The sequence below is a fragment of the Xanthomonas fragariae genome, assembly GCF_900183975.1.
Taxonomy (GTDB): domain Bacteria; phylum Pseudomonadota; class Gammaproteobacteria; order Xanthomonadales; family Xanthomonadaceae; genus Xanthomonas; species Xanthomonas fragariae.
On the sequence record NZ_LT853882.1, the window covers coordinates 3136845 to 3156424 of the forward strand.

Below are 19580 nucleotides of genomic sequence, written 5' to 3' on the forward strand. Positions count from 1 at the left end.
ATGGACCTCAGGCCTTGGCCGTTACGTCGATGGACTGACCATCAACCAGGCGGACGTACGCCTTGCGCCAATTGCCGCGACTGCCAGCACGATTACGGAAGGACTTGCTCTTGCCCTTGACGTTGACCACATTGACTGCTTTGACCTTGACGTCGAACAACTGCTCAACCGCGGCTTTTACGTCGGCCTTGGTGGCTTCGTTCGAAACTTCGAAGACATACTGGTTGGATATTTCCTGCAAGCGCGCGGTCTTTTCTGAGACTCGCGGAGCACGCAGCACGCTGAAGATTTTTTCGTTGCTGCTCATGCCAGCCACTCCTCGACCTTCTTGACCGCATCGGCGGTGATCACGACCGTGTCGGCCCCGACCAAAGCGACCGGATCCAGCCCCTGCACATCACGCAACTGCACATACGGCAGATTGCGAGCGGACAGATACAGGTGCTCTGAGGCTTCTTCGGTGACGATCAGCGGGCGCTTGCCCACATCAAGTCCCTTTAGCTTCTCGATCAACCCCTGGGTCTTGGTGGTTTCAACGTCGAACGCATCGACAATCATGAGGCGACCCTGGCGGTTGAGCTCAGAGAAGATCGCACAGATAGCCGCACGGTACATCTTGCGGTTGACTTTCTGCTCGAAGCTACGCGGCTTGGCCGCGAAGGTAACACCGCCGCCGACGAAAATCGGAGCCGTCAGCGCGCCATGACGCGCACCTCCGCCCTTTTGCTTCTTCGACTTCTTGGTCGTGCCCGCAACTTCAGAACGCGTCTTCTGAGCCTTGGTACCAGCGCGACCGGCGTTGCGATAAGCGACGACGACCTGGTGAACAAGATCTTCGCTGAATTCGCGACCGAACACGGCATCGGAGACCGAGACCTTACTATTACTACCCGTGATAACGAGTTCCATCGTCATCTCTCCTTATGCCTTGCTCGCCGGACGGACGATCACGTCGCCACCAGCTGCGCCAGGCACGGCACCGCGGATAGCAATCAAACCACGCTCAACGTCGACCTTGACCACTTCCAGATTCTGAGTGCTTTGCTGCACGGCGCCCATGTGGCCCGACATCTTCTTACCCGGGAAAACGCGCCCCGGGGTTTGGCGCTGACCCAACGAACCCGGCGCGCGATGCGACAGCGAGTTACCGTGAGTTGCATCGCCCATACGGAAGTTGTAGCGCTTGATGGTGCCCTGGAAACCCTTACCCTTGGTGACGCCCTGGACGTCGACCTTCTGGCCGACCTCGAAGATGTCCGCCTTGATTTCGCCGCCTACGGCGAAGTCGCCGAGCTGCGCATCTTCAACACGGAATTCCCAAAGGCCGCGACCTGCTTCCACCTTTGCCTTGGAGAAGTGACCTGCAGCCGGCTTGTTGACCAGCGCGGCACGACGGGCGCCAACGGTAATCTGCACTGCGCTGTAGCCATCGACTTCGACGGTCTTGATCTGCGCGATGCGGTTCGGAGTTGCTTCGATCAGCGTGACCGGTACCGAGCGGCCATCTTCAGTGAAGACGCGGCTCATACCGGCCTTACGGCCCACGAAGCCCAACGAATATTTCTTCGTCATGGTCGTAGTCCTCAGGTCAGCTTGATCTGGACGTCGACACCAGCCGCGAGCTCGAGCTTCATCAGCGCGTCCACGGTCTTGTCGTTGGGGTCGACGATATCGAGCACACGCTTGAACGTGCGGGTTTCGTATTGGTCACGAGCATCCTTGTCGGCATGCGGGGATACGAGGATGGTGTAACGTTCGATCTTGGTCGGCAGCGGGATCGGGCCACGCACTTGCGCGCCGGTCCGCTTAGCCGTTTCGACGATCTCGCTGGCCGAACGGTCGATCAAACGATGATCGTACGCCTTCAACCGAATCCGGATCTTTTGTTCCGACATGACGGAAGCTTCCTTCGTTAAAAGAGCGACGGGCAAGGCCTCTGGGATACCTGCCCCTATATTCCTGACGTTGATGAAGTCGTCGTGCGTCCTGTCGACGAGGGCGTTTCCTCCGCCCAAAAACTGGGGCAGACCGGTAAACCGGCCTGCCCAGACGGGAAATTATAGTGCGCAACAAGAGCACCGTCAACAACATGTGAATTGCTGAACACTCTATGCAACGCGACCTTCCCGGTCCGGCGAACACGAGCGGCGTCCTGCCGTTCTTTTCGCTGTAACTCAGGGCCCTACCCAGGGACACCGAGCCGCGCATTATAGCGATGGGTTTTTACGGATGCAAGCACCTACCACTGCACATTTGCTGACGCATGGACACTTTCGCTCAACGACGGCAGGCCATAAAAAGGGCCGGCTTACGCCGACCCCTCCTTGCTACGCCGATGGCCCAAGCCGACGAACCGCAGTTGCTTACTTAAGGATCTTTGCAACCACGCCGGCGCCGACGGTACGACCGCCTTCACGAATTGCGAAACGCAGACCTTCGTCCATCGCGACCGGATTGATCAGGGTCACGACCATCTTCACGTTGTCGCCCGGCATCACCATCTCCACGCCTTCCGGCAGCTTGCAAGCGCCAGTGATGTCGGTGGTGCGGAAGAAGAACTGCGGACGGTAGCCATCGAAGAACGGTGTGTGACGGCCCCCCTCATCCTTGGAAAGTACGTAGACTTCGGCTTCAAACTCGGTGTGCGGCTTGATCGAACCCGGCTTGCACAGCACCTGCCCGCGCTCCAGGTCGTCACGCTTGGTGCCACGCAGCAGCAGACCGGCGTTGTCACCCGCCTGACCCTGGTCCAGCAGCTTGCGGAACATTTCCACGCCTGTGACCGTGGTCTTCTGCGTGGCGCGGATACCGACGATTTCGATTTCGTCGCCAACCTTGATGACGCCGCGCTCGATACGACCGGTCGCCACGGTGCCGCGGCCAGAGATCGAGAATACGTCTTCGACCGGCATTAGGAACGGACGATCAACGTCGCGAGTCGGCTCCGGGATGAAGGTGTCGAGGGCATCGACCAGCTTCAAAATCGCCGGCACGCCGATTTCGCTCTGATCGCCATCCAGTGCCAGACGCGCCGAACCGTGAATGATCGGAGTGTCGTCGCCTGGGAAGTCGTACTTGCTCAACAGCTCACGCACTTCCATTTCGACCAACTCAAGCAGCTCGGCGTCGTCGACCATGTCGGCCTTGTTCAGGAACACGACGATGTGCGGCACACCGACCTGACGCGAAAGCAGGATGTGCTCACGGGTCTGCGGCATCGGGCCGTCAGCAGCCGAACAGACCAAAATCGCACCGTCCATCTGCGCCGCACCAGTGATCATGTTCTTGACGTAGTCGGCGTGGCCGGGGCAGTCGACGTGCGCGTAGTGACGGTTCGGAGATTCGTATTCGACGTGTGCGGTCGAAATCGTGATGCCGCGCGCCTTCTCTTCCGGCGCCGCGTCGATCGCGTCGTACGCCTTAAACTCACCACCGAAACGCTCGGCACCGATCTTGGTCAGCGCAGCGGTCAACGTGGTCTTGCCATGGTCAACGTGACCGATGGTGCCGACGTTCACGTGCGGCTTGGTGCGCTCGAATTTAGTTTTTGCCATGACGTACTAACCTCTGATTGGAAAATTTCGTGAAGCAGCTGAGCGAACTCAGCTCTTCTTGGTGACGGAGTCGGCGATGTTGGTCGGTGCCTCTTCGTAGTGGTCGAATTCCATCGAGAACGTCGCACGACCCTGGCTCATAGAGCGCAGCGAAGTCGCGTAACCGAACATCTCGCCCAACGGAATCATCGCGTTGACGATCTTGCCCGACGGGCTGTCGCCCTGACCCTGCAACACGCCACGACGGCGGCTCACGTCGCCCATCACGTCACCCAGGTAATCCTCAGGGCTGACGATTTCGACCTTCATGATCGGCTCCAGCAGCACCGGGCTGGCTTTCGCGAAGCCCTGCTTGAACGCCATCGACGCGGCCAGCTTGAACGCCATTTCCGACGAGTCGACGTCATGGTACGAGCCGAACACCAGCTTGACCTTCACGCCCACCACCGGGAAGCCGGCGATCGGACCACTGGTGATCGTTTCGCGCAGACCCTTTTCGACCGAGGGGATGAATTCCTTCGGAATAATGCCGCCGGTAATATCGTTAATGAAGAGGAAGTCGTCCTTGACGCTGTCGTTTTTGCGATCTTCCTCGCTCATCGGCGACAACTCGATCACGACGTGAGCATACTGACCTTTACCACCGGACTGCTTGGCATGCTTGTAGTCAGACTTGACGTCGGACTTGCGGATCGTTTCACGGTACGCCACCTGCGGCTTGCCGACGTTGGCCTCGACATTGAACTCGCGGCGCATACGGTCGACGATGATGTCCAGGTGCAACTCACCCATGCCCGAAATGATGGTCTGGCCGGATTCTTCGTCGGTCTTGACGCGAAACGAGGGATCTTCCTGCGCCAAACGGCCCAGGGCCATACCCATCTTTTCCTGATCAGACTTGGTCTTCGGCTCCACCGCCATCGAGATCACCGGCTCCGGGAACACCATGCGCTCCAAGGTGATGAGGCGATCCTGCGCGCACAGCGTGTCGCCGGTGGTGACGTCCTTCAGACCTACGGCAGCGGCGATATCACCGGCACGCACTTCCTTGATCTCTTCGCGATTATTGGAATGCATCTGCAGGATGCGGCCCACCCGCTCTTTCTTCGACTTGACCGGGTTGTAGACCTGGTCGCCGGAGTTCAGCGTGCCCGAATAGACACGAAAGAACGTCAGCGAGCCCACGAACGGGTCGGTCATGATCTTGAACGCCAACGCCGAGAACGGCGCAGTATCGGTCGCAGGGCGAGTGTCCTCCTTCTCGTCTTCGTCGATACCCGCCACCGGCGGGCGGTCTGCCGGCGACGGCAGCAGTTGCACGACGCCGTCGAGCATGGCTTGCACGCCCTTGTTCTTGAACGCCGAACCACAGAATACCGGCACGATCTCGACTTTTAGGGTGCGCTCGCGCAGACCCAGCAATACCTCTTCTTCGGTCAGGTCGCCTTCGTTGAGGTACTTATCCATCAGGCCTTCGCTGGCTTCGGCAGCAGCTTCAACCATGAACGCACGCGCATCGGTCGCGATCTCGACCAGATTGGCCGGGATATCGCGATATTCGAAAGTGGTCCCCTGCGACGCGGTATCCCAATGGATCGCCTTCATCTTCAACAGGTCGACCACGCCCTCAAAGCCGTCTTCAGCGCCGATCGGCACCTGCATCGGCACGGCGTAGGCACCAAGACGAGCCTTCAGCTGCTCAACGACCTTGTCGAAGTTGGCACCGGTACGATCCATCTTGTTGACGAACGCCATCCGCGGTACGGAATACTTGTTGGCCTGACGCCACACGGTCTCGGACTGCGGCTGCACGCCACCGACGGCGCACAGCACGAACACCGCACCGTCGAGCACGCGCAAGGAGCGCTCCACTTCGATGGTGAAGTCGACGTGCCCGGGGGTATCGATAATGTTGAAGCGGTGCTGCGGCATGGACTTGTCCATACCCGACCAGAACGCGGTGGTCGCAGCAGAGGTGATCGTGATACCGCGTTCCTGCTCCTGCTCCATCCAGTCCATTACTGCAGCGCCGTCATGGACCTCGCCGATCTTGTGACTGACACCGGTGTAGAACAGGATGCGCTCGGAGGTGGTGGTCTTGCCGGCATCGATGTGAGCCATGATGCCGAAGTTACGGTAACGCTCGATAGGGGTGGTGCGGGCCACGGGGAGCCTCTCAATTTCTTGAATTTCGGATGGCCGAACGCCGCCTTTCGGCGGCCTTCGGATTGGATGCGACGCAAGATGCGTCGCAAACAGCACTCAGACAGTGCTGAAGGGCCCCGTTACCAAGGCCCCCGAGGTTACCAGCGGTAGTGTGCGAATGGCTTGTTTGCCTCCGCCATACGGTGCGTCTCTTCGCGCTTTTTGACCGCCCCGCCACGGCTTTCCGAGGCATCCAGCAGTTCTGCAGCGAGCTTGCGCGGCATGGTGTTCTCGCCACGCTTGCGCGCAGACTCGATCAACCAGCGCATTGCCAGCGCCATGCGACGGGAGGAGCGCACTTCGACGGGCACCTGATAGGTAGCACCACCAACGCGACGCGATTTAACTTCGACAGCCGGGGCCACGTTGTCCAGTGCTTTCTGCACCAGCTCGACGGCATTCGGATTCTTTTCGCCAATGACGTCCATCGCGCCATAGACAATTTTCTCAGCAACCGACTTCTTGCCACTTTGCATCACCATATTGATGAAGCGGGCAATGGTTTCGCTGCCATGCTTTGGATCAGGCAGGACGGTGCGCTGCGGAGTAGAACCTTTACGGGACATTGGAGTATTTCCTTAGCTCTTCGGGCGCTTGGCGCCGTACTTGGAACGGCCTTGACGACGCTTTGCGACGCCGGCGGCGTCCAGCGAACCACGGACGGTGTGATAGCGCACACCAGGAAGATCCTTGACGCGGCCACCGCGAATCAGGACCACGGAGTGCTCCTGCAGATTGTGGCCTTCACCACCGATGTAACTGATGACCTCTTCCTGATTCGTCAGACGCACTTTGGCGACTTTACGCAGGGCCGAGTTCGGCTTCTTCGGAGTAGTGGTATAGACGCGTGTGCAAACGCCACGGCGCTGCGGACACTTGTCCAGTGCCGGGGAGGCACTCTTGTAGGTGGTCGCTTGCCGAGGCTTGCGGACCAGCTGATTGATCGTCGTCATCAGTTGATTCTTCTGATTGAGAGGCCGAGACGGCCTTGCACGAAAACAAAGGCAGGCCGAAAAACGGCCCGCCGAGACAAAGAAGTATAGCTAGCAAGACAAAACTTCGTCAACTTCACGGAATCTGAAACCACTGACCCATCCGAAGGCCGGAAAACGGAGGGCCTCCCTGCCCTGCTTTTCGCTTGGCTTACGGCGGTCTTGCGACCGTCGCCGGAGCACTTAATCCTCGTCCGCGCCAGCGTCGGCCACAGTTGTGACCGGTTCGACCACCGTCGGTTTGCCCGACAGCGTTTCCATTTCCGAGTCGGTCAGACCCGAAGATTTGCGACGTCCGGCGTGGTACGTCAGACCGGTACCGGCCGGGATCAGCCGACCCACGATCACGTTTTCCTTCAGACCGCGCAGGTTGTCGCGGGTGCCGCGCACAGCAGCCTCGGTCAACACGCGGGTGGTCTCCTGGAACGACGCTGCAGAGATAAATGACTCAGTGGCCAGCGAGGCCTTGGTGATACCCAGCAGCACCGGATCGTACTTGGCCGGCAGTTCGTTGCGCTTTATGAGGCGGGCATTCTCCTCGATGACGCGCTGGCGCTCGACCTGCTCGCCGTTGAGGAATTTGCTGGTGCCTTGGTCGGTGATCTCAACCTTACGCAGCATCTGGCGCGTGATCACCTCGATGTGCTTGTCGTTGATCTTCACGCCCTGCAGGCGATACACGTCCTGGATCTCCTTGACCAGATACGCGGCTAACGGCTCGACACCCAGCAGACGCAGGATGTCCTGCGGGCTCGGCTCGCCGTCTACGACCGTTTCGCCCTTGGTCACGTGTTCGCCTTCGAACACGATGATCTGGCGGTACTTCGGGATCAGCTCTTCGTGTTCCGAACCATCGGTATCTTTGATGATTAGACGTTGCTTGCCCTTGGTGTCCTTGCCGAAGCTGATGATACCCGAGCGCTCGGCCAGGATCGCAGGATCCTTCGGCTTGCGTGCTTCGAACAAATCGGCAACACGCGGCAGACCGCCGGTGATGTCGCGAGTCTTGGACGCTTCCTGCTGGATCTTGGCAACCACGTCGCCCACGCCGACGGCAGCGCCGTCCTGCAGGTTGACAATGGAGCGCGGCGGCAACAGGTACTGAGCCGGCAGATCCGTGTTCGGAATCGTCAGATCATTGCCCTTGCCATCGACGATGCGCACGATTGGGCGCAGTTCCTTGGCATGTGCACCGCGACGCTTCGGGTCGGTGATTTCGCGCGAGGCTAGACCGGTCAGTTCGTCGGTCTTTTCGATGACGGTGACGCCGTCGACGAAGTCGATGAAGCGGATGAAACCGGCCACTTCCGACACGATCGGGTGGTTATGCGGATCCCAGTTGGCAACGCCCTGCCCGGCCTTGACCGCATCGCCGTCTTTGACGGTGATAGTGGCGCCGTACGGGAGCTTGTAACGCTCGCGCTCACGGCCATGGCCATCGAGCACGGACAGTTCGCCAGAACGCGAGACAGCGACCAGCGCACCACTGGCATGCGCCACCGACTTGAGGTTATTGAACTTCACCGAACCGGTCGTCTTGACCGTGATGTTGTCAACCGCAGCCGCACGCGATGCCGCACCACCGATGTGGAACGTACGCATGGTGAGCTGGGTACCTGGCTCACCGATCGACTGTGCGGCGATGACGCCGACCGCTTCACCGATGTTGACCTGGTGACCACGTGCAAGATCGCGACCGTAGCAACGTGCGCACACGCCGAACGACGACTCGCAGCTAATCGTCGAACGCACTTTCACCGACTGCACACTGGCCTCTTCCAATTTCGCCACCCACGCTTCATCGAGCAGCGTGTTACGGGTAACGATCGGCTCTTCATCGTTGCCGGGCAAGTATACGTCCTCGGCCACCACACGGCCCAGCACGCGCTCCTTCAACGGCTCGACCACGTCGCCGCCTTCCACGATCGGGGTCATGATCAACCCTTCGACGGTGCCGCAATCGACTTCGGTGATCACCACGTCCTGCGCCACGTCGACCAGACGACGGGTCAGGTAACCCGAGTTGGCAGTCTTCAGCGCGGTATCGGCCAGACCTTTACGGGCACCGTGGGTGGAGTTGAAGTACTCCTGCACGTTCAAGCCTTCGCGGAAGTTCGCCTTGATCGGCGTCTCGATGATCGAGCCGTCCGGACGCGCCATCAAGCCGCGCATACCGGCCAGCTGACGGATCTGCGCCTGACTACCACGGGCACCGGAGTCGGCCATGATGTAGAGCGAGTTCATCGACTTCTGGTCAATGGTCTCGCCCTTGGCGTTTTCCACCTTCTCGGTACCGATAGTGTCCATCATTGCCTTGGCGATGCGCTCACTGGTACGCGACCAGATGTCCACGACCTTGTTGTAACGCTCGCCAGCGGTAACCAGACCGGACTGATACTGCTCCTGGATTTCAAGCACTTCGGCTTCTGCCTCGGTGAGGATGCCCTTCTTCTCGTCCGGGATCAGCATGTCGTCGATGCCGATCGACACGCCTGCTCGGGTTGCGTAGGCATAGCCGGTGTACATCAGCTTGTCGGCGAACACGACGGTGTCCTTCAAGCCGAGCAGACGATAGCTGGAGTTGATCAGACGCGAGATGTTCTTCTTGGTCATCTCGGTGTTGGCAAGCTGAAACGGCAGACCTTCCGGCAGGATTTCGCTCAGCAGCGCTCGACCGACCGTGGTGTCCACGATCGAGGTACCGCTACTGCGCTTGCCGTCGGCTTCGACATCCACCTGGGTGATGCGGACCTTGACCTTGGCGTGCAGTTCCACCACGCGGTTGTCGTAGGCGCGCTTCACTTCACTGGTGTTGGCGAACACCATGCCCTCGCCCTTCTTGTTCTCGAGCGCGCGGCTCATGTAGTAAAGGCCCAACACCACGTCTTGCGACGGCACGATGATCGGCTCGCCGTTAGCCGGCGACAGGATGTTGTTGGTGGACATCATCAGCGCACGCGCTTCCAGCTGGGCTTCCAGCGAGAGCGGCACGTGGACAGCCATCTGGTCACCGTCGAAGTCGGCGTTGAATGCCGTACACACCAGCGGATGCAGCTGGATGGCCTTGCCTTCGATCAACACCGGCTCGAACGCCTGGATGCCCAAACGGTGCAGGGTCGGCGCACGGTTCAACAGCACCGGATGCTCGCGAATGACTTCTTCGAGGATGTCCCACACCTCAGCCTCTTCGCGCTCGACCAGCTTCTTGGCAGCCTTGATAGTGGTTGCTAGGCCGCGACGCTGCAGCTTGGCGAACACGAACGGCTTGAACAGCTCAAGCGCCATCTTCTTCGGCAGGCCGCACTGATGCAACTTGAGATACGGACCGACGGTGATGACCGAACGACCAGAGTAATCCACGCGCTTGCCGAGCAGGTTCTGACGGAACCGACCCTGCTTGCCCTTGATCATGTCGGCCAGCGACTTCAGTGGACGCTTGTTGGTGCCGGTGATGGCACGACCACGACGGCCGTTGTCCAGCAGCGCATCCACCGATTCCTGCAGCATGCGCTTTTCGTTGCGCACGATGATGTCCGGCGCATTGAGTTCGAGCAGACGACGCAGCCGGTTGTTGCGGTTGATCACGCGGCGGTAAAGATCGTTCAGATCCGAGGTCGCAAAGCGGCCGCCATCCAACGGCACCAGCGGACGCAGATCCGGCGGCAGCACCGGCAACACGGTCATGACCATCCACTCAGGGCGGTTGCCCGATTCCAGGAAGGCTTCGATCAGCTTGATGCGCTTGGTGAGGCGCTTAAGTTTGGTTTCCGAACCGGTGCTGGCGATTTCTTCGCGCAAACGGGTCACTTCCGACTGCAGATCGATCGATCGCAGCAGATCATAGACAGCCTCGGCACCCATCGCGGCGTCGAAATCGTCGTTGTACTCCTGACGTGCGGTCAGGTACTGCTCTTCGGTCAGCAGCTGGCGGCGCTCTAGCGGGGTCAGGCCAGGCTCGGTAACCACGTAGGCTTCGAAGTACAGCACGCGCTCGATGTCACGCAGGGTCATGTCCAGCATCAAACCGATACGCGAAGGAAGCGACTTGAGGAACCAGATATGCGCGACCGGCGAGGCCAGGTCGATATGACCCATGCGCTCACGACGCACCTTGGCCAAGGTGACTTCGGTCCCGCATTTTTCGCAGACCACACCGCGGTGCTTCATGCGCTTGTACTTGCCGCACAGGCATTCGTAGTCCTTGATCGGCCCGAAGATGGCGGCGCAGAAAAGGCCGTCACGCTCGGGCTTGAAGGTACGGTAGTTGATGGTTTCGGGCTTCTTCACTTCACCGTAAGACCACGAACGGATCAGGTCAGGCGAGGCCAGCGCGATCTTGATCGCGTCGAAATCCAGCGTCTGGCGCTGCTGGTTGAAGAGGTTGAGCAGGTCTTTCATTTGATGTCTCCGGGTCGGAGGAATTTCGTATCTGAGATGGGACGGAGAAAAGGCGTGTTTGGGACCGGGCACCAGGGACCGGGGATCCGGAAAGTCAAAAGCGCATGGCTTTCGACTTTCCGGTCCCGGGTTACCCTTCCCCAGTCCCGATGTCTCACTCTTCCAGTTCCATGTTGATCGCCAGCGAGCGGATTTCCTTCACCAACACGTTGAAGGATTCCGGCATGCCCGCGACCATCTCGTGCTCACCATCGACGATGTTCTTGTACATCTGGTTGCGGCCCTGCACGTCGTCGGACTTCACCGTCAGCATTTCCTGCAGGGTGTAGGCCGCGCCGTAGGCTTCCAGCGCCCAGACTTCCATCTCACCGAAGCGCTGACCACCGAACTGCGCCTTGCCGCCCAGCGGCTGCTGAGTGACGAGCGAGTACGGGCCAGTCGAGCGGGCATGCATCTTGTCGTCGACCAAGTGGTTCAACTTCAGATAGTGCATGTAGCCGACCGTGGTCTTGCGATCGAACGCTTCGCCGGTGCGACCGTCGTACAACTGGGTCTGACCGCTCTGCGGCAAGTCGGCCAGTTCCAACATGCGCTTGATTTCTGGTTCGCTGGCGCCGTCGAACACCGGGGTAGCCATCGGCACGCCATCGATAAGATTCTTGCCCAGGTTGAGCAGCTCCTCATCGCTGAACTGCGACAGGTCCACACGCTGTGCATTGATCGCGCTGTCGTGGTTGTAAATGTCGTCCAGGAACTTGCGCAGTTCGCTGACCGCGGCCTGGGCTTCCAGCATGCGCTGGATCTTGCGACCCAGGCCCTTGGCGGCCCAGCCCAGATGCACTTCCAGAATCTGGCCGATGTTCATACGCGACGGCACGCCAAGGGGGTTCAGCACGATGTCGACCGGCTCGCCTGTGGCCATGTAAGGCATGTCCTCGACCGGCACGACATTGGAGACCACACCCTTGTTGCCGTGGCGGCCCGCCATCTTGTCGCCCGGCTGGATGCGGCGCTTCACTGCCAGGAACACCTTGACCATCTTCAGCACGCCCGGTGCGAGGTCGTCACCCTGGGTGATCTTGCCGCGCTTGTCGGCAAAGCGTACTTCAAATTCCTTCTCGTGCGCCTGGATCTGCTTCTGCGCGCGCTCGATGGCATCGGCAGCGTCTTCGTCTTTCATGCGCAGCTGGAACCAATCGGACTTCTTCAGGCCGTCCAGATACGCGTCGGTGACGTTGTCGCCCTTCTTCAGGTTCGGACCGCCATTGGCGACCTTGCCCACGATCTGAGAGCGCAGACGTGCGTAGATGGCTGCTTCAAGGATGCGGAACTGGTCGTCGAAGTCCTTCTTGACGCGCTTGATTTCGGATTCTTCAATCTGACGCGCACGCTTGTCTTTCTCGATGCCGTCGCGGGTGAAGACCTGCACGTCGATGACGGTGCCGTCCATGCCTGGGGGAACACGCAGCGAGCTGTCCTTCACATCTGACGCCTTCTCACCGAAGATCGCACGCAGCAGCTTTTCTTCCGGCGTCAGCTGGCTTTCGCCCTTCGGCGTAACCTTGCCGACCATGATATCGCCCGCGCGCACTTCCGCACCGATGTACACCACGCCACTTTCGTCCAGACGGTTCAAGGCCTGCTCGGACACATTCGGGATGTCGGCGGAAATTTCCTCCGGCCCCAGCTTAGTGTCGCGTGCAACACAGGTCAGTTCTTCGATGTGGATCGTGGTGTAACGATCTTCTTCCACCACCCGCTCGGAAAGCAGGATGGAGTCTTCGAAGTTGTAGCCATTCCAGGGCATGAATGCGATCAGCATGTTCTGACCCAGCGCCAGCTCACCGATGTCGGTGGACGGGCCGTCGGCCAGCACGTCGCCGCGCGCAATCACGTCACCCACGTTTACCAGCGGACGCTGGTTGATGCAGGTGTTCTGGTTGGAACGGGTGTACTTGATCAGGTTGTAGATATCCACGCCGGCATCGGTACCGCCGCCGATTTCTGCCTCGTTGACCTTGACGACGATGCGGGCCGCGTCGATTTGCTCGATCACGCCGCCACGCAGGGCATTCACGGTCACGCCCGAGTCGCGCGCAACCGCACGTTCGATACCGGTACCCACCAACGGCTTCTGCGAACGCAGTGTCGGCACGGCCTGGCGCTGCATGTTGGCGCCCATCAGTGCGCGGTTCGCGTCATCGTGCTCAAGGAAGGGCACCAACGCCGCTGCTACCGACACGGTCTGCATCGGCGAGACGTCCATGAAGTGCACTTCGGCCGGCGGCTTCAGCAACGACTCGCCCTGGAACCGGCACGGCACGAACTGCTCGGTAAGCATGTTCTTGACGTCGGTCAGCGCGTTCGCCTGGGCGATCACGTACTCGTTTTCTTCGATCGCCGACAGGTATTCGACGTCGTCGGAGACCTTGCCGTCCAGTACCTTACGGTAAGGCGTCTCAAGGAAGCCGTACTGGTTGGTGCGGGCGAACACGGCCAGGGAGTTGATCAGGCCGATGTTCGGGCCTTCCGGGGTTTCGATGGTGCAGACGCGGCCGTAATGGGTCGGATGCACGTCGCGCACTTCGAAGCCGGCGCGCTCGCGGGTCAGACCGCCCGGCCCCAGTGCGGAGACGCGACGCTTGTGCGTCACTTCCGACAGCGGGTTGTTCTGGTCCATGAACTGCGACAGCTGCGAAGAGCCGAAGAATTCCTTGATAGCGGCAGCGACCGGCTTGGCGTTGATCAGTTCCTGCGGCGTCAGACCTTCCGACTCCGCCATCGACAGACGCTCTTTGACCGCGCGCTCGACGCGAACCAAGCCCACGCGAAACACGTTTTCGGCCATTTCGCCGACCGAACGCACGCGACGGTTGCCGAGGTGATCGATGTCATCGACCACACCGCGACCATTGCGGATTTCCGTGAGCACCTTGATCACTTCCAGGATGTCTGAGGTGTCGGTGTGCTCGGCGACCAGACGTTTGGACTCTTCGTCGTTACGCTCGGCAAAGTACTTCTTGTCGTAGAGCACCGACTCGCCGAGCACTGCCTTGCGGCCGACGCGACGGTTGAACTTCATCCGGCCAACCGTAGACAGGTCGTAGCGCTCGAAGGTGAAGAACAGGTTGTGGAACAGGTTCTGTGCGGCTTCCTTGGTCGGCGGCTCGCCCGGACGCATCATGCGGTAGATCTCGACCAGCGCTTCCAGCTGCGTCTTGGTCGGATCAATACGCAGGGTATTGGAAAGGTACGGACCACGATCCAGATCGTTCACCCACAAGGTGCCGACCGCATCGACGCCGGCTTTGCGGAACGCAGCCAGTTGGTCTTCGCTGATCTCGTCATTGGCATTGGCCAGCAGTTCGCCGGTCGAACCATCGACCACGTCGTGTGATAGGATGCGGCCGACCAGGTAATCGTCCGGCACCGCCAGCGCGGCGACACCTGCGGCTTCGAGCTGCTTGACGTGACGCGCAGTGATGCGCTTTCCGGCTTCCACGATGACCTTGTCGCCATCGGCCAGGTCGAAGTTCAGCGTTTCACCACGCAGACGCTCCGGCACCAGTTCCAGCTGCACGCCTTCGTCCGGGTTGATGTGGAAGGTGTTGATCTCGAAGAACTCTGCCAACATCTCTTCGTTGCTGTACCCAAGCGCGCGCAACAAGATCGACACCGGCAGCTTGCGACGACGGTCGATACGGGTGAACAACGCATCCTTCGGGTCGAACTCAAAGTCCAACCAGGAACCGCGGTACGGAATGATCCGGGCGCTATACAGCAGCTTGCCCGAGCTGTGGGTCTTGCCACGGTCGTGGTCGAAGAACACACCCGGCGAACGGTGCAGCTGCGAGACGATTACGCGCTCGGTGCCGTTGACGATGAAGGTGCCGTTGCCGGTCATCAGCGGAATTTCGCCGAGATAGACCTCCTGTTCCTTCACGTACTTGATGGCCTTGGTCGACGACTCGCGATCGTAGATCACCAACCGTACGGTCACGCGCAGCGGCGCGCCATAGCTCATGCCACGCTGCCGGCATTCCCGCTCGTCAAACACAGGCTGACCCAACTTGTAACCAACGTACTCCAGCGCAGCATTGCCGCTGTAACTGGAAATCGGGAACACCGACTTCAGAGCGGCATGCAGGCCGAGGTCCTTGCGCTTGTTCGGCTCAACGTCTTCCTGCAGAAACTCACGGTAGGAGTCCACCTGGATGGCAAGCAGGAATGGCACTTCGAGAATCGAGCGCTGCTTACCGAAGTCCTTGCGGATACGCTTTTTTTCGGTGAACGAATAAGACGTCATGAGGTCTTCACCCTAGGCTGCGGGGGCCACATCGCGGCGGCCCTGAGATAACAAAATTGTCAGTTGGAAGTCGCTGGTATTGCCGGCACCAGCACGCCTTCTCCCGCTACTTCCAACTACCAACTCGGTGAGGCCGGGAATCGGGGAAGCACGCAAGCTTGCATTTGCGATTCTCCAATCCCGATTCTCGTCCGAAACGGCCGAAGGCCGGGGGCTCTACGCCCCCAGCCTTCAGTGCACCACCGCGAAACGCTGGCGATGCAAGGTGTTACTTACTTGACTTCGACGGTCGCGCCGGCTTCGGTCAGTTCCTTCTTGATCTTCTCGGCTTCGTCCTTCGAAGCGCTTTCCTTCAGGATGCCACCGGCTTCGGTCAAATCCTTGGCTTCCTTCAGGCCCAGGCCGGTCACGGCACGGACGGCCTTAATGACGCCGACCTTGTTGAGGCCACAGTTAACCAGCACGACGTTGAATTCGGTCTGCTCTTCAACCACGGCGGCCGGGCCAGCTGCTGCTGCTGCGACCGGAGCAGCGGCGGAGACGCCGAACTTCTCTTCGATGGCCTTGACCAGCTCCATCACTTCCATCAAGGACTTTTCGGCGATGGCGTCGACGATCTGTTCGTTGGTAAGGGACATTGTGATTACCTATTAAATAATTTTCTGGAATGGGGTTCTAGCGAACGCTAGGACATCAAGCTTCGGCAGTCTCGGCGACCGGCGCGGAGGCTTCATCGCCACCACCCTGCTTGTCGCCAACAGCCTTGACGGCACGGGCGAACATGGCAGCCGGTTCGGACAGCACGCGGGCAAGCATGGCAAGGGCCTGGTCACGGGTCGGCAGCGATGCCAACACGTCGACGTGACCAGCCGGGAACAGTTCCCCGCCGATAGACACGACCTTGGCCTGCAGCTTGTCGTTGCTCTTGGCAAATTCCTTGATCAGGCGACCGGCTGCGCCGGGCTCCTCCATCGAAAACGCATACAGCAAAGGACCGACCAGCTTGTCAGCAGCGACAGCGAAATCAGTACCTTCAACGGCACGCGCAACCAACGTGTTCTTGACAACTTTCAAGAACACGCCGGTTTCGCGGGCCTGCTTGCGCATCGCGGTCATCTGGGAGACCGTGGTGCCAGCATATTCGGCGGCGATCAGGGAGTGAGCCTTGGCGGCGATGTCTGCCAGCTCGGCGACTACTTCTTGCTTCTGGGACAGATTGAGAGCCATTGCACTCCTCCGTTAAAGCCGTGAGTAGAGATCTGCGATTCGGGATTCGTCAAGAACCATGCCGCCGCTCTTGCCAATCCCCAATGCCGAATCTCCAATCCTCGGCTTCAAACTACTCCGCTCACGGCTCCTGCCGGTTGCGGTCCTGGGCAGCATCCATCCTGGGTGCTGGGAACATCGACCGATGTTCCGTTGGTGGCCGTTCTAGACCTGGAGTGGGCTCGACCCGGGATGCCCCAGACGCGCGTAACCAGAAAACTCCAGAAGGGCGACACCATCTACGCCGGCCGGTTCGATACGAACCAATTAAGCGATCCCGCTGCATCGACGGCGACTCCCTGCCAGTGCGAGCATCCATGCCCGTCGTCGATCTGCGCTGACCGCGCCTGCGGTCTTTGACGGCTACCGCCGGACACGCCGGCGATCGCCTTCAAAATGCCCGTTACCCCAAAGGAGGGAACGGACTCCCAGCACACGGTGACCCGGGCCGAAAAAAATGCAGTACTACATGTCGCGTCAAACCTTGCGGTCCGACGCGACAGATCACTTGAGCGACAGGCTCGACTGGTCTACCGTCACGCCCGGACCCATGGTCGAGCTGACTGAGACCTTCTGCAGGTAAGTGCCCTTGGAAGTGGCTGGCTTGGCCTTTAGCAGATCCAGCAGGAGCGCCTGCAAGTTCGACTTCAGCGATTCGTCATCGAAGCTGGCCTTGCCGATGGTGCAGTGGATGATGCCGGCCTTGTCGGTGCGGTAACGCACCTGACCCGACTTTGCGTTCTTGACCGCCTCACCCGGATTCGCCGACACGGTACCGACCTTGGGGTTCGGCATCAGGCCGCGCGGACCCAGCAAGGTGCCGAGCTTACCGACGACGCGCATGGCGTCCGGGGTGGCGATGACCACATCGTAGCTCAGGTCGCCCGCCTGCATCTTCTCGGCCAGATCGTCCATGCCCACTGCCTCGGCCCCTGCAGCCAAGGCTTCATCAGCCTTGGCGCCCGCCGGTGCGAACACTGCAACGCGCACGCTCTTGCCTGTACCGGCCGGCAGCACAGTCGAGCCGCGCACCTGCTGGTCGGACTTCTTGGCGTCCACACCCAGGCGCACAGCAACGTCGATCGACTCGACAAACTTGACCTTGGCCACATTCTTTAGGATCTTGATTGCGTCTTCGAAGGCATAGGTCTTGCCCGGAACGACAGCAGCCGCAATGGCCTTAACGCGCTTGCTCTGTGCCATATCTTAGCCCTCCACCGTCAAACCCATGCTGCGGGCAGTGCCCGCAATCGTACGCACAGCCGCTTCCATCTCGGCAGCGGTCAGATCAGCCTCTTTCACCTTGACGATTTCCTCCAGCTGCTTGCGCGTCACTTTGCCCACCTTGTCAGTGTTGGGGCGCTTGGAGCCGGAAGCGATACCTGCTGCCTTCTTGAGCAACACGCTGGCAGGGGTGCTCTTGATAATGAAGGTGAAGGTACGGTCGGAATAGGCGGTAATGATCACCGGCGTCGGCAGACCCGGCTCCAGCTTCTGCGTGGCGGCATTGAACGCCTTGCAGAACTCCATGATGTTCAGACCGCGCTGACCCAGTGCAGGGCCGACCGGCGGCGCAGGATTGGCTTGGCCGGCCTTGACTTGTAAATTGATGTAGCCAACTACTTTCTTAGCCATTTCGATACTCTCCGGGTGCTAGCGCCTTAACTGCAGGCTCCCCATCGGACCGGGAAATCACGCGTCCCGGCTTCACGTTTTTGACCACACGCATATGGCCACCATGCGGCAGCCATTGTTTCCTTGCGATTTACCAAATCAATCAGCCGGGCACTATAACAGTATTTGGTACGGGCGCCTAGGCGGCACCCGACCTAGGTCAGCCCTTCTCGACCTGACCGAATTCGAGCTCCACCGGCGTGGAACGGCCAAAGATGAGCACGGCAACCCGCAGCCGGTTCTTCTCGTAATTGACTTCTTCCACTACGCCATTGAAGTCGTTGAACGGACCATCGGTGACACGCACCATCTGACCTGGCTCGAACAACACCTTTGGACGCGGCTTCTCAACGCCGTCCTGCACACGCTGAAGAATCGCATCAGCTTCTTCGTCACGAATCGGCAAAGGGCGATCAGCGGTGCCGCCAATAAAGCCCATCACCTTGGAAGTTTCCTTCACCAAGTGCCAGCTTTCATTGTCAATGCGCGGGATACCGGCCTCTTCGTGCGTCTCGATCTGCACCAGCACATAGCCGGGGAAAAACTTGCGCTCAGACCGGCGCTTTTGGCCGGCACGCATTTCGATGACCTCTTCTGTCGGCACCAGAACATCGCCGAAACGGTCTTCCATTTCGGTTCGCACGATTCGGTCGCGCAATGCCTGCGCAACGGATTTTTCGAAGCCTGAATAGGCGTGAACGACATACCAACGCTTCACTGCTTGATTCTCCTCACCGAACCAGGAACCACTGCGTGAGCTTCTGGATGACAAAGTCGAAGCCGCCCAACAGCAAACTCAGAATGATCACAACAACAATCACGACCCAGGTGGTGCGGATGGCTTCCTGGCGCGTTGGCCAGACCACCTTGCGAAGCTCGAACCTGGATTCGGACATGAATTCGCGGGTTTCCAGGCCTTTGCCGGTCCCCAAAAATACAAACACACCCGCCACCAGCCCCACGATCACGGCCAACGCACGCAATTGCGGCGTCCAGACCCCGAGCTGGCTGGCTCGCTCAGGTGCAGAAAACCAAAACCAGACAAACAACCCCGCAACCACCAGGAGCGCGGAGATGACGTATTTCACGATATCAGCGCTAGCAGCAGACGCGCTTTTAGAAGGTTCGATTTTGCTATTCATCCGGCTCTAGTTACCGATCTGACCCGAATCGCTGGGCCGGAAA

At 59.8% G+C, this 19580-nt stretch carries 16 protein-coding genes; all 16 read right to left on the minus strand.

Annotation, left to right across the window (positions count from 1 at the left end; genetic code table 11):
* Positions 1 to 7: 7 nt before the first annotated feature.
* Positions 8 to 307 carry a 50S ribosomal protein L23 gene (rplW, locus tag PD885_RS14630; protein ID WP_002811694.1) on the minus strand — a complete coding sequence of 100 codons (300 nt, stop codon included), beginning with the start codon at positions 305 to 307 and terminating at the stop codon, positions 8 to 10.
* Complete coding sequence (gene rplD, locus PD885_RS14635; RefSeq protein ID WP_002811696.1) at positions 304 to 909, minus strand: 50S ribosomal protein L4; 606 nt, start codon at positions 907 to 909, stop codon at positions 304 to 306. Before rplD ends, rplW begins: the two co-directional genes overlap by 4 nt.
* A gap of 12 nt (positions 910 to 921) precedes the next feature.
* Positions 922 to 1572 carry a 50S ribosomal protein L3 gene (gene rplC, locus PD885_RS14640; RefSeq protein WP_002811698.1) on the minus strand — a complete coding sequence of 217 codons (651 nt, stop codon included), beginning with the start codon at positions 1570 to 1572 and terminating at the stop codon, positions 922 to 924.
* An 11-nt stretch (positions 1573 to 1583) separates the two neighbouring features.
* Positions 1584 to 1895: a 30S ribosomal protein S10 gene (rpsJ, locus tag PD885_RS14645; RefSeq protein WP_002811701.1), complete on the minus strand. Its 312-nt coding sequence runs from the start codon at positions 1893 to 1895 to the stop codon at positions 1584 to 1586.
* A 468-nt stretch (positions 1896 to 2363) separates the two neighbouring features.
* Positions 2364 to 3554: an elongation factor Tu gene (tuf, locus tag PD885_RS14650; RefSeq protein ID WP_002811703.1), complete on the minus strand. Its 1191-nt coding sequence runs from the start codon at positions 3552 to 3554 to the stop codon at positions 2364 to 2366.
* A gap of 48 nt (positions 3555 to 3602) precedes the next feature.
* Positions 3603 to 5720 carry an elongation factor G gene (gene fusA, locus PD885_RS14655; RefSeq protein ID WP_002811705.1) on the minus strand — a complete coding sequence of 706 codons (2118 nt, stop codon included), beginning with the start codon at positions 5718 to 5720 and terminating at the stop codon, positions 3603 to 3605.
* 137 nt (positions 5721 to 5857) lie between these two features.
* Positions 5858 to 6325 carry a 30S ribosomal protein S7 gene (rpsG, locus tag PD885_RS14660; RefSeq protein ID WP_002811707.1) on the minus strand — a complete coding sequence of 156 codons (468 nt, stop codon included), beginning with the start codon at positions 6323 to 6325 and terminating at the stop codon, positions 5858 to 5860.
* Between the two features lie 12 nt (positions 6326 to 6337).
* On the minus strand, positions 6338 to 6712 hold the full coding sequence (gene rpsL, locus PD885_RS14665; RefSeq protein ID WP_002811712.1) for a 30S ribosomal protein S12: 375 nt from the start codon (positions 6710 to 6712) through the stop codon (positions 6338 to 6340).
* A 222-nt stretch (positions 6713 to 6934) separates the two neighbouring features.
* Positions 6935 to 11149 carry a DNA-directed RNA polymerase subunit beta' gene (rpoC, locus tag PD885_RS14670; RefSeq protein WP_002811714.1) on the minus strand — a complete coding sequence of 1405 codons (4215 nt, stop codon included), beginning with the start codon at positions 11147 to 11149 and terminating at the stop codon, positions 6935 to 6937.
* Between the two features lie 154 nt (positions 11150 to 11303).
* Complete coding sequence (gene rpoB, locus PD885_RS14675) at positions 11304 to 15455, minus strand: DNA-directed RNA polymerase subunit beta (RefSeq protein ID WP_002811716.1); 4152 nt, start codon at positions 15453 to 15455, stop codon at positions 11304 to 11306.
* A 272-nt stretch (positions 15456 to 15727) separates the two neighbouring features.
* On the minus strand, positions 15728 to 16093 hold the full coding sequence (rplL, locus tag PD885_RS14680; protein WP_002811718.1) for a 50S ribosomal protein L7/L12: 366 nt from the start codon (positions 16091 to 16093) through the stop codon (positions 15728 to 15730).
* A gap of 55 nt (positions 16094 to 16148) precedes the next feature.
* Positions 16149 to 16682 (minus strand): 50S ribosomal protein L10, encoded by a 534-nt coding sequence (rplJ, locus tag PD885_RS14685; protein WP_002811720.1) that lies wholly within the window; start codon positions 16680 to 16682, stop codon positions 16149 to 16151.
* Positions 16683 to 17225: 543 nt separating this feature from the next.
* Positions 17226 to 17924 carry a 50S ribosomal protein L1 gene (gene rplA, locus PD885_RS14695; protein WP_002811721.1) on the minus strand — a complete coding sequence of 233 codons (699 nt, stop codon included), beginning with the start codon at positions 17922 to 17924 and terminating at the stop codon, positions 17226 to 17228.
* 3 nt (positions 17925 to 17927) lie between these two features.
* Positions 17928 to 18356 (minus strand): 50S ribosomal protein L11, encoded by a 429-nt coding sequence (gene rplK, locus PD885_RS14700; protein ID WP_002811722.1) that lies wholly within the window; start codon positions 18354 to 18356, stop codon positions 17928 to 17930.
* Between the two features lie 199 nt (positions 18357 to 18555).
* The gene (gene nusG, locus PD885_RS14705; protein ID WP_002811723.1) at positions 18556 to 19113 is read right to left on the minus strand and encodes a transcription termination/antitermination protein NusG; all 558 of its coding nucleotides are present in this window, start codon (positions 19111 to 19113) and stop codon (positions 18556 to 18558) included.
* A 13-nt stretch (positions 19114 to 19126) separates the two neighbouring features.
* Entirely contained in the window at positions 19127 to 19537 is a 411-nt protein-coding gene (secE, locus tag PD885_RS14710; RefSeq protein WP_002811724.1) for a preprotein translocase subunit SecE, read from the minus strand.
* Positions 19538 to 19580 lie beyond the last annotated feature (43 nt).